Here is a 10620-nt window from a genome sequence, read left to right as displayed (position 1 = left end):
CGGTCGACCGTCGTGCAAACGACAGGTCGAGCGGCTGGCGTAGCGGCCCGCAAATCACCAGGCGCCTTTTTCAGCCGCACCACAGAACCGACTTGACGAGGTGCGGCGCACGGCAGTCGTGTGGCGCCGGGAGCGGCATACCGGGCTTCCACACGCCCATGCGTCGCTGGATGCCCGGCATTTCCGCGTCGATCACAGCCAGCGGATTGCCGTCGCCATAGGCCGTTGCGCTGCGATAGCGCAACACTTCCTTATAGCTGTCTGTCGCTCCCGGAGCCTCCAGTCTGTTGACGGACACCCAATAGCCGAACGGCGCGTCCGGCGTCGGGTCGACGGAGATGATGTCTCCCTGCAGCGGGCCAGTGTCGATAAAGCGCACTTCCTGATTGTTGTTACGTCCAGTGCGATGCGCGTAGACCGGCGCGAAGCTGTCTTTGCCCTGATCGTATGCATAGACCTGGGTGCCGTTGATCTGATCGCCGTTGTCTGCCCGGATACTTCCGAGTTGCAGCAGAAGCAGCGCCTGTTTCGACACCTGCACGATCCTTGCGTCGAAAAGATAATGGGGCGTCGCAAAGCCATCCGCATCCTTCGGCAGACGCAGGACGCTGTCCGTATCGGGCAGACAGGTTTTGCCATTGTTAGCCGTAATACACGGATAAATCACGCCCGGGTCAGGATCGCCCGTGCCGTTGCGGTCCGGCTCGCCAGGCGCCTGCGAGGCGATGAACCGCCACGGCAACCGGGTTCCGAATGGCTTTGCCAGATCGATCGACGAAATGACGTGTGTGGCCGGCTTCGTGGCCTTGGCGGCTGTCTGCGCGAAACAGGCGACCGGCGCGGCTAGCGAAACCGCTGCAAAGGCTGCAGCAACTGCGATTGTTCTCATGGAGACTTTTTCGACGATGGCAAATGTTTGAGCGATTGGGAGCGCATCCTACAACACCAGCTCAAACGACTTCACGAGCGCGCCCGGCAATTGCACTCCACCGGCCGCACGCTGTCCCCAGGTGGAATCGGAGAGCAGCAGTTCGGGCTGCGCGCCAAGCGCCTCCAGCCGCTCGCCAAGCAGACCATAGAGATTGTCGTCAAAGCGCATGGCGTCCACGGGCGCGACGATCTCGCCGTCCTCCACCCAGAAGGTGGCGAAGCGCGTCATGCCGGTCAGCCGGCAATTCATGCGGTCCGAAAAATTCACGTACCACAAGTTGCCGATATAAAGCCCGGTCCCCAGGCGGGCCAGCACATCGGCCTGTGCGAGATCGCCGGCCGTCATCGTGAGGCTGGTGGGCATCTCCTGCGGCAGCGCGCCGTTGGGCTCCAGCCCGTATTCGCGCGCCGAACGCGCGCTCGTCAGCCGCCCCACACTGCGCCCCGCCTCGATCAGCGGCACGCTGGCGCGTAAGTAGCCGTCGTCGTTGAATGCGGGCGCGATGCCGAGTTCGAGCGATTCCGCCAGCGAAATACGCTTGTCGAACGCCGCTGCGCCGGTATTGAGCTTGTAGAGCGGACTGGTGGACGACGCCTGCGCGCGCGCCGAAAAGCCGTTCCATGCCGCCGCTTCCATCAGTTCCGCCAGCGCCGCTGGTGCAAGCCAGGCGCGATAGCCGCCCGGCGTCAGCACGCGCGGCGCGCGCAACAGAACCGGCAGGCGTTCAGCCGCCTCGCGCACCTTGTCGACGAATACGGCGTCGTCCCAGGCGTCGCCCGCGTAAGCGGTCTTGATCGCCCGTCCGTTGGGCTGATAAAGCGACCAGCTGAAGTTGAAATTCTCCACCTCGTACCAGCCGCGGCTGCCCGTGGTCGATGCAAAGCCGCGCGCAAGCGTGCCGCCCGCATAAAAGCCCACGAAATCCAGACCCTGCGCGGCGCGCGCGACGAGTTCGACCAGCGCCTGCGGATCGGGCAAGCGGCCGTCGCGGCGCGTGCTGCGCGTCCACGAACTCGTTTCGAACAACACGTGGGGATCGTCGGGGGCATCGAGCAGGCTTTCACGCAGCGCCGCGAGCGCGTCGGACACGTCGCTCACATCGGCGTGCGCGTCGCCGCCCAGATCGAAGGTGGAGTACGCCTGGCGTGCGCCGTGGATCAGCCGCAAGGTCAGACGCCCCTGCTCCACCTGGCCGCTCTGGCGCACCTTGCCCGCATTGAAGCGGATGAAATCGGACTGCTCGCCCGCGAAGGCGCTCAGCACCGTTTCGCCGGGACGGCACATGCGCTCGATCGACTCGGCGAGCATCGTGAAGTGCGCGTGCCAGTCGATCGCGTCGACGCCGCGCGTAGAAAGAATTCCGGTCATCATGCCCCTCCGAACACTTCGACGTCGGAAAACACGCACGCGGGCGACGCGTGGCCCACGCGGATCACCTGGGCGGGTTCGCCCTTGCCGCACATCGGCGTGCCGAACACACCGCGCGTGGAGGCGTCGCCGACCGCCGTAAGTCCGCGCCAGAAACTGGCGGAAATGCCGCGATAACCGGGCCGCTTGACCACCTGCGTGAGCTTGCCGTTTTCGATGAGCTGGCCGTACTCGCAGCCGAACTGGAATTTGTTGCGATGGTCGTCGATCGACCAGGAGGTATTCGTCTTCATCAGGATGCCGTGCTCGATGCCCGCGATCATCGCGTCGAGCGACTGGTCGCCGGGCTCGATGTTGAGGTTGGCCATGCGGTCGATGGGCGGGCGGTTCCAGTTGGCCGCGCGCGAATTCGCCACGCCCGGCAGACCCGCGCGCTGCTGCGAGAGCGCGCCGCCGAGCGGGCGCTCCAGCACGCCCGCGCGAATCAGATATTGCTTGCTGGCCGCGCTGCCGTCGTCGTCGAAGGCGTAGGCCGCCGCTTCCTCGCGCAGTTCGGGGTCGAAGGTGACGTTGAGCAATGGCGAGCCGTACTGGTAGTGGCCGAACATCTCGGGCTTCACGAAGCTCCAGCCCGCGAAATTGCGCTCGTCGCCCAGAATGCGGTCGAGTTCAAGCGGATGGCCGATCGACTCGTGGATCTGCAGCATCATCTGGTCGGGCATCAGCAGCAGGTCGCGCCGGCCGCTCGGGCAATTGGGCGCGACCAGCAGTTGCAGCGCTTCTTCGGCGACGCGGGCACCCGCGCCGTCGAAACCATAGCGCGCCAGGATTTCCATGCCGCCCTGCGCGAGCGTGCCGTAGTGGCCGTTGAGCGTGCGTTCCTGGGTGTCGCCGTCAGCGTGCGCGACGGCGGACAGGCTCGGCATCAGAAAGCGGAACTGCTGGTCGATGCGCACGCCGTCGCTGGTTAGATAAAGCTGGTCGCTTTGCGTGACCTGCATGCCCGCGACACGCTCGACGATGCGCGCATCGACATTGGCCGCCGCGCATTCGTGCGTGAGGCGCTCGATCCATTCGCGCCGCGACGGCAGCGCCGCGTGCGCATTGGGCGAAACATAACTGCCGCTTTGCGTGGGTCGCGCGATCGTGCGATGGTCGATCAGCGCATGCGCCGCGCCCGCCTGGGCGCGCGCCGTGGCGATCTCCAGCGCGCGCTGCAGCCCGCCTGCGGAAAGATCGGCGGTGGCCGCGTAGCCCGCGCCCGCACCGGCCCAGGCCGTGACCATCGCGCCGCGCTCGCGCGCCTGACGCGACGGCAACGCGACGTCGTTGCGTACGGTATGGTCGTCGGTGCGCTCATCAACGAAACGCACCGACCAGAAGTCGGCCGCGCTGCGCAAGCCGCGCGCGGCCAGGGTCCAGCGTTCTTCGCTCATGCAAACTCCTCCTTACGCGCGCCGGGTCAGTGCGAATGTCCCGGCGGTCCATGATTCATGCGGAGCGCCACGACGCAATGCAATCGCGCGCATAGCGCAGTTTAAGGCGTGTCGGGCGATTCCTCCCGGATGCGATTCACGATCGCTGACGTAGTCATCCGCATCGCCCACATTTCTGCGCCGATGCATCCGTGCGGCCACCTGATCCGTATATGCCGATGGAATCGAGAAATGGAGCCTTGCCACGATGCTCACGATCTTCATCCTTGGCGCAGCCGCCACTGTGCTGGCGTCGGCGCTTCCCGTGCTCAGGCGCGCAGCGGATCGGTCGGCCGGTCACGCGCGCCCCTATGCCCGCTTCACCGCGTACTGTGCCGCAGCCGCATTCGTGGGCCTGACCGGCTGCACGGACGGGCCGCCCAACCCGAATCCGCGCGCCGCGCTACCGCTGCAGACCGTGCCGGTGGATCTGCCGCGCTATATGGGCCGCTGGTACGTGATCGCCAATATTCCGTACTTCGCCGAGCGCGGCTTCGTCGCAAGCCGCGCCGAATGGACGCTGCGCGAGGACGGACGCATAGACGACGCTTTCGTCGGCCGTAAAGGCGGTTTCGACGGGCCAGAAAAGCGCTACCAGTTCGTCGATACGGTCAAGGCCGGCAGCGGCGGCGGCGAGTGGAGCGTGCGCCTCTTCTGGCCGATCTATGTCACGCAGTTCACGCTCTATGTCGATCCCGACTATCGCTACACGATCCTCGGCTATCCGGGCAAGAAACTCGGCTGGATATTTGCGCGGCAGCCGCAGATCAGCGACGCCGACTATCGCGCCCTGCTGGCGCGTCTTGATGGGATGGGTTACGACACGTCGCGATTCCGGCGTGTACCCCAGCTACCCAGTCAGGTGGGCCAGCCGGGTTTTGCGCGTGCGCACGGCAATGATTGAGACGCTTCTACTCAGGCCGACATGCGATCGGCCTCATAGAACAGGCCATATTCTCCGTTCGTGCGCCTGATCCGCGCAAAGCCGGCTTCACCAAGATGCATGCCGGCAATTACAAGCCCCTCTGCGCTGACCTGATCCAGCAGCCGTGAGCGTGTGTCGGCTGCCAGCGTGGCGTCCTGATCGAATGCAATCGAGACGTCTGGCCGTTTGATCTGGATGTGAGGGAAATGAACGATATCGCCCCAGACAAGCAGGCTGCGCCCGGCGGATTCGAAGAGATATCCGGTATGTCCATCCGTGTGCCCCGGAAGCGGCAGCGCATGGATACCGGCAAGCACTTCCCCCTCGTCGAAAGTACGAAGCCTGTCGCCATAGCCGTCGAACACCCGGCGCGCTATCAGAAAGTTGCCACGGGCGCGCTCGCTCGCACGCGCCAGATTGGCATCGTCCTGCCAGAATTTGACCTCGCGCTGATGGACAAGCAACTCGGCATCCGGAAAGACGATCTGACCGTCCGGGTCCACTAGCCCTCCAACATGATCGGGATGCGCATGGGTGAGCAGAATCGTGTCGATATCGGCGGGTTCGACACCGGCAAGCGCCAGATGCGCCCTCAGGCGGCCGCCCCATTGCCTGATGCCACCCGCTCCGGCGTCGACAAGCACGGTCCGCCCCGCGCCGCGTATCAGGTAGCAGTTGATATGCACGGCGGCAGGCTCCTGCTGCCCGGCATCGCTTTGCATTCTGGCGGCATCGCACGAATCGATATTCGAGAGGAAGTCGAGGCTTGCGGTGAGATAGCCGTCGCTGATGGCGGTGATCGTGAAATCGCCGACTCGTTGAACCGGGAACGTATTGGTGGACACAGCGCGTCTCCTGAAGACGTTCTAGTTGTGGACGTGCGTATCCGACGCCGCGCGCACAAGACGCTCACTCGTCAGCTGCCCGGTCATCGGTGTGTAAATCTGAACGCTTGTGGAAATGCGCTCGACAAGATGAGCGTTTCGCCGAGGCATGCTTGCAAGCCAGCGGCGCAGCGGAGACTTATCCAGCGCGACAGCGCTCATGGACAGCGGCGCGAGGCCGATCCCGGTCAGCGCTTCTGGGCCGCTTGCACACATCACGAGAACTTCGTCGGCCTGTACCGCCGGTGCAGGCTCAATGCCGTCATAGAGATTGCGGCGCCAGTTGGTGATGTGTTGCTGCCACCTGGCAAAATTGCCGCCGCCCTTCTGGCGATACTCCTCTCCCGTGAGGACATCGAGTCCATCAACGGTGTGAATGGCCAGATAAACCGGGCAACCATCGCTTAACGATTTGAAGCGCTGCGAGGTGCGAAAGCCCGCAACCGAAATCAACGCAGGCAGCTTCTCAGCGCTGTAGAACTCATTCCATTGCGCTTCGCTAGCGGGATCGTCGAAGCTGCATTCCACGGTGTAGATCATCGGATTAACTATGTTGATTGCACTAACGTAATGCTAATCTGATGTTTTTCACGTTTATAGCGATATAAAGTCAGGCTTCAGTGATGTTTGCTCAAGCTGGCGTCGCTGCCTTTCCCACCGGCGAAACCTCAATGCGACGTAAAATTCCGAGCAATTCCGCGCTGCTGGCCTTCGAAGCCGCGGCCCGCCACGGCAGCTTCGCCCGCGCGGCCGAGGAATTGGCGCTGACCGAAGGCGCCATCAGTCGTCAGATCGCTCGTCTGGAGGCATTTCTGGGCGTTGTGCTGTTCGAGCGCGTGGGCAACCGGGTGCGGCTTGCGCCCAATGGCGCGCGATACGCGGTGCAGGTTCGCGAGACGCTGGATCGACTGGAGCGCGACAGCCTGTATCTGATGGGGCAGCCAACCGAAGGCGCGAGCATCGATATCGCCGCCATTCCGACCTTCGCCACGCGCTGGCTGATTCCCCGGCTCAAACGTTTTCAGGTTCTTCATCCGGCTATCACCGTGCATATTGCGGAGCGCATGGAGCCGTTCGTTCTTCCTGGTAGCGGTTTCGACGCAGCAATCCATTTTGAGCACCCGGCATGGGCCGGTATGCATTCACATCGACTGCTGGAGGAGGTGCTCGTGCCCGTATGCAGTCCGGCGCTGCTCGCCGGCGCGGGTGCGAACGTATCGCTCGATGAACTGCCGCGTCTGCACCGGCGGCAGAACCCGGACGCGTGGCAGCTTTACGCAGAGGAGACCGGCATCGAGCTGGGCAATTCGGCGGTTGGTGCGCGTTATGACCTTCATTCCATGCTGATCGAGGCCGCGCTGGCCGGCCTGGGTGTCGCGCTGGTACCGCGTCTTTATATCGGCACGGAGCTTGAACAAGGCCGTCTGGTCGCGCCCTGGCCTGACGGCAAAGCGATTACCAAAAACTTCTGCCTCGTCCTTCCTGAGCCGATCGAGTTGAGCGCGCGGCCGCTACAGGCATTCACGCAATGGATTGTCGATGAAGCCACATCCGCCGACGGCAAAAATATCGTCGCGCCGTCATGATCGCGCACCAGGTCGCCACTGAACGACGACCGGAAGCCGGTATTTCACATTCAGCGCTTACCCACACAATGCTTTAGCGCAGGCGTCAAGGACCGTTTCCTGTACGAACGCGCACTGTCGGCATGTCAAACGCCAGGCCGCTGCGCACCGCCTGAATGCGCGAATGCACGTTGAGCTTTTCGAAGATTTTCTTGAGATGCCATTTAATGGTTTCTGGGGCGACGCGCAGCGCGCGGGCGATTTCCTTGTTTGACAGACCGCGCGCCACATAGTCCAGAATTTCCACTTCGCGCGCGCTGAGATTGTTCGCCGCGAGGCTTTCCGGATTACGCTCAGGAATCCTCTTCATGTCATCGACTCCGCCTGCGGATGCAGCGGTCGAACAAACCGCCTTGAGTTCGTCGAGATACCAGCCGCCCACGTCAGGAAAGTTCGCCGGGCGCTGGCCGATTGCCGCCAGCAGCGTGGCCACGCGCTCGCCTTCGTCGGCGAAGGTTCGCGATAGACCATTGCGCTGGCCATAAGCCAGCGCGTGCGCAAAGAGCGCGAGCGCCGCGTCCTCATCGCCTGCGGCCTGCAAGGCCAGCGCGCCGGGCACCGCCGCCTGCGCCGCCAGCCAGGGCATGCCGCGCGCGGACAGTTGGCGATGCACGCCGCCAAACATGGCGGCCGCCTCCCCGGCACGCCCCTCGCCAAGAAGCAGGCGCGCTCGTGCCGTCATCGCGAATGACCATGTTTCGATGCCGCTGCCACCGTTGGGCGGCATGTCTGCGTCGAAATCCACCAGCGCGCGCAGCGTTTCGCCATGGCGATGCGCCTGCGCGTCATGGCCTTCCATCAGACTGATACGCACCTGCGCGCCCATGCACGCCGCTTGCAGACGCAGCCACTGCCGCCCCGCCGCAACGCGCTCGACATCGCGCAACAACGCCTGCGCGCCGCCGAAATCGCGTGCATGCGCCAGATCCATCGCGGCAGTGAGCGCGAAGCGCAGCATCGGCCCAAGCGAGCAGGCCTGCAGTGCGATCGACAGTCGTTCACGCTGCAACTCGCGCACGCGCGCAAGATCGCCCCACTCGTACCAGATCGCGCCAAGATAGCCGGCCGGCAGCGCCGCCGCCGCGCACAGGCGTCCCGCGCGTTCCTCGGCCATGTGCAGCGCGCCCTCGAACGTGCGCGCCGCGTCGCCCAGCCGCCCCGCGACGAACTCGCCCAGACCGCTCATGCTGCGCCGGTAGACGTTCGAATAAAGCGGCTCGCCATCCGCCGCTTCGTCGTGTGCGCGCAGCCGCAGCACTTCCTCCAGACCGCCCGCGTAACTCAGCCCGAAAATCAGCGTGGTCTGGCCGATATGCTCGACCCACGATCCGGGGCGCGGCTGCGCATCGAGCACGCGGCGGCCCAGTTGCAGCGATTCAGCACTCTCGTCGGCCAGGCCCGCCACCAGGGAACGCACCGCCAGCACTTCCAGCGCAGCCACATCGTCGATGGCAAGCGTGCCATGGCCGAGATCGGCTTCGATGCGCTCGAGCGCGCGGCGGGCGGCGACGATCTGCAGCGACAACGCCAGCGCCCACGCGTGCGCGAGGCGCAGGCGCACGCGCCCTTCGAGCGCGGCGTCCGGCAGACGGGCGATCCAGTTGAGCACGGTGCGCACGTCACTGGCGGCGATCAGCTCCATCGCGCAGGACTCGACCCAGTCCGCCGCCTGCATCACTTCGCCGGCCGCCAGCGCGTGGCGCACGGCTTCCGACCACAGGCCGGCCTGCCCCAGCCAGCGCGCCGCCGCGCGATGCAGACCGGCCACGGTTTCGGGTTTGCGCACCTGCAATTCGTCACGCAGATAACGCGAAAACAGCGCGTGATAGCGGAACCACTGCGCGCCCGCCTGCGCCTCGCCGTCGAGCACCTTGACGAACAGATTGCGCGCGCTGAGCCATTCAAGCATGGCGTGGGCGTCGTCGCGGCCCGTGAGCGCGTTGCACAACGCGGGCGTCATGCGTTCTAGCACAGCGGTTGCGAGCAGGAATTCGCGCAACGGCTGCGGCAGGACGTGCATCACGTTTTCGTTCAGATAGGCCGCAATGCCGCCGCGCGCCTGCGCGACGCGGCGCACGACCTGGCCCGCATCCACGTCGTCGCGCAGGGCCAGCGCCGCCAGTTGCAGACCCGACACCCAGCCTTCGGTCGCGCCGACCAGCGCTTCGAGATCCGCGGCCGCGAGTTCCTTGCCCGCCACGCGCCGCACGAATTCGGCGGCCTCGGCACGCGTGAAGCGCAGCGTATCGGCGTCGAGCCAGACCAGTTGGTCGCGCGAGGCAAAGTAGCTGAGCGGCAACGCGGGCGTCGAGCGGCAGCCCAGCACCAGATGCAGATGATCGGGCGCATAGCGCAGCAGGCTGAACAGCGCTTCGTGGATCGCGGGAGAGGCGAGCCGGTCCACATCGTCGAGAAAGAGAAACAGCGGCGTGCTGCTGGCCGCCAGTTCGTTGAGCAACTCCGCGAAGGCAACGTGGATCGGCAGCACGGCACGCTCGCGCAACTGCTGCGCGGCGCGCGTGCCGATACCGCCGCTCGCCTCCACCACCGCCGCGATCAGATACGCCGCGAAGGTGGACGGCTCGTCGTCATCGTCGTCGAAGCTCACCCAGCCGGCCTGCGCACCTTCGGCGAGCAGCGCCGCGCGCCACTCGGCCAGCAGGGTGGATTTGCCGTAGCCCGCCGGCGCGCACACCACGGTGAGCTTGCGCTCGCGGCCCGCGCGCAGGCGTTCGAGCGGCACGGTGCGCGCGACCTGCTCGCGCGCATGCGCGGGCGCGAGCTTGGTGTGGATCAGCGCGGCGGCCCGTGCGGCAGCCCCACCATTGGCCGGCGCTTCGCGCCTGCGCCTGTCGGGTTGTGGGTTCATCGGCGCGGTTGGCTCCTTGGCGGCAGCACGGCCACACTGGAAGTGGCGCGCACGAGCCGCTCGATCTCCTGTTCCTCGGCGCGCAGCGCGGGCGCGAGCGTCGTGCGCAGATGGTCGACAAAGGTACGGATGCGCGCATCGACAAACACGCGCGACACATACACCGCATAAACGTTGAGGGTTTGCAGCCGGTAGGCGGGCAGCACCCGCACCAGCGTGCCCGCGCGCAGATCGTCGATTACCGAGTATATGGCGAGCGACCCGATGCCGCTGCCCGCGCGCAAGGCGACGGCCAGCGCCTCAGGCTCGTTGACCTGCAGCGCCGGTTCGCCGAGCGCGTGCACCGACTCGCCGTCCGGCCCTTGCAGGCGCCACTCGTGCGCGGGCGCGGCGGGCGTGTCGAGCCCCAGGCACGCGTGCTGCGCGAGATCGGCGGGCGTGCGCGGCACGCCATGGCGCGCGAGCCACGTCGGCGACGCCACCAGCACGCTGTAGCTCACCCCGATCGGCTGGGCGATATAGCCGGAATCGGGCAAGGAAGCG

The 10620-nt window shown here is 65.5% G+C and carries 9 protein-coding genes; 2 read left to right on the top strand and 7 right to left on the bottom strand.

Features of this window, described 5'->3' with window-relative positions; genetic code table 11:
• Positions 1-70: 70 nt before the first annotated feature.
• From VG320_RS12010 to VG320_RS12000, 3 genes are read right to left on the bottom strand one after another with little or no spacing between them, the layout of a single operon-like run.
• Positions 71-889, bottom strand: coding sequence for a hypothetical protein (locus tag VG320_RS12010; protein ID WP_327200325.1), 819 nt, complete (start codon positions 887-889; stop codon positions 71-73).
• Positions 890-937: 48 nt separating this feature from the next.
• Positions 938-2302 (bottom strand): TldD/PmbA family protein, encoded by a 1365-nt coding sequence (locus VG320_RS12005; RefSeq protein WP_414696024.1) that lies wholly within the window; start codon positions 2300-2302, stop codon positions 938-940.
• Positions 2299-3735 (bottom strand): TldD/PmbA family protein, encoded by a 1437-nt coding sequence (locus VG320_RS12000; RefSeq protein WP_327200324.1) that lies wholly within the window; start codon positions 3733-3735, stop codon positions 2299-2301. Before VG320_RS12000 ends, VG320_RS12005 begins: the two co-directional genes overlap by 4 nt.
• A 247-nt stretch (positions 3736-3982) precedes the next feature.
• Here VG320_RS12000 and VG320_RS11995 point away from each other — a divergent pair, with 247 nt between their 5' ends.
• A complete protein-coding gene (locus VG320_RS11995) occupies positions 3983-4678 on the top strand; it encodes a lipocalin family protein (RefSeq protein WP_327200323.1) in 696 nt (231 codons plus the stop codon).
• An 11-nt stretch (positions 4679-4689) separates the two neighbouring features.
• Here the strand turns inward: VG320_RS11995 and VG320_RS11990 are convergent, their stop codons facing one another.
• Positions 4690-5544: an MBL fold metallo-hydrolase gene (locus tag VG320_RS11990; protein WP_327200322.1), complete on the bottom strand. Its 855-nt coding sequence runs from the start codon at positions 5542-5544 to the stop codon at positions 4690-4692.
• Positions 5545-5565: 21 nt separating this feature from the next.
• The gene (locus VG320_RS11985; protein WP_327200321.1) at positions 5566-6123 is read right to left on the bottom strand and encodes a sugar ABC transporter; all 558 of its coding nucleotides are present in this window, start codon (positions 6121-6123) and stop codon (positions 5566-5568) included.
• A 131-nt stretch (positions 6124-6254) separates the two neighbouring features.
• Here VG320_RS11985 and VG320_RS11980 point away from each other — a divergent pair, with 131 nt between their 5' ends.
• On the top strand, positions 6255-7169 hold the full coding sequence (locus tag VG320_RS11980; RefSeq protein WP_327200351.1) for a LysR substrate-binding domain-containing protein: 915 nt from the start codon (positions 6255-6257) through the stop codon (positions 7167-7169).
• Positions 7170-7254: 85 nt separating this feature from the next.
• Here VG320_RS11980 and VG320_RS11975 read toward each other — a convergent pair whose 3' ends face one another.
• Together VG320_RS11975 and VG320_RS11970 are read right to left on the bottom strand one after the other, a co-directional pair.
• On the bottom strand, positions 7255-10077 hold the full coding sequence (locus VG320_RS11975; RefSeq protein ID WP_327200320.1) for a LuxR C-terminal-related transcriptional regulator: 2823 nt from the start codon (positions 10075-10077) through the stop codon (positions 7255-7257).
• A partial coding sequence (locus VG320_RS11970; protein ID WP_327200319.1) for a substrate binding domain-containing protein occupies positions 10074-10620 on the bottom strand: 547 nt, incomplete at its 5' end. The genes VG320_RS11975 and VG320_RS11970, both read right to left, overlap by 4 nt.

The organism is Paraburkholderia sp. (assembly GCF_035948235.1).
In the GTDB taxonomy this organism is placed as follows: Bacteria; Pseudomonadota; Gammaproteobacteria; order Burkholderiales; family Burkholderiaceae; genus Paraburkholderia.
The sequence above is the reverse complement of the archived record's forward strand: the minus strand, read 5'-3'. Positions and strand labels throughout refer to the sequence as shown.

Bases quoted from the DNA above. Each gene is read 5' to 3' on its own strand.
- VG320_RS12010 (WP_327200325.1), bottom strand. From the start codon at position 889: ATGAGAACAATCGCAGTTGCTGCAGCCTTTGCAGCGGTTTCGCTAGCC.
- VG320_RS12005 (WP_414696024.1), bottom strand. From the start codon at position 2,302: ATGATGACCGGAATTCTTTCTACGCGCGGCGTCGACGCGATCGACTGG.
- VG320_RS12000 (WP_327200324.1), bottom strand. From the start codon at position 3,735: ATGAGCGAAGAACGCTGGACCCTGGCCGCGCGCGGCTTGCGCAGCGCG.
- VG320_RS11995 (WP_327200323.1), top strand. From the start codon at position 3,983: ATGCTCACGATCTTCATCCTTGGCGCAGCCGCCACTGTGCTGGCGTCG.
- VG320_RS11985 (WP_327200321.1), bottom strand. From the start codon at position 6,123: ATGATCTACACCGTGGAATGCAGCTTCGACGATCCCGCTAGCGAAGCG.
- VG320_RS11980 (WP_327200351.1), top strand. From the start codon at position 6,255: ATGCGACGTAAAATTCCGAGCAATTCCGCGCTGCTGGCCTTCGAAGCC.
- VG320_RS11975 (WP_327200320.1), bottom strand. From the start codon at position 10,077: ATGAACCCACAACCCGACAGGCGCAGGCGCGAAGCGCCGGCCAATGGT.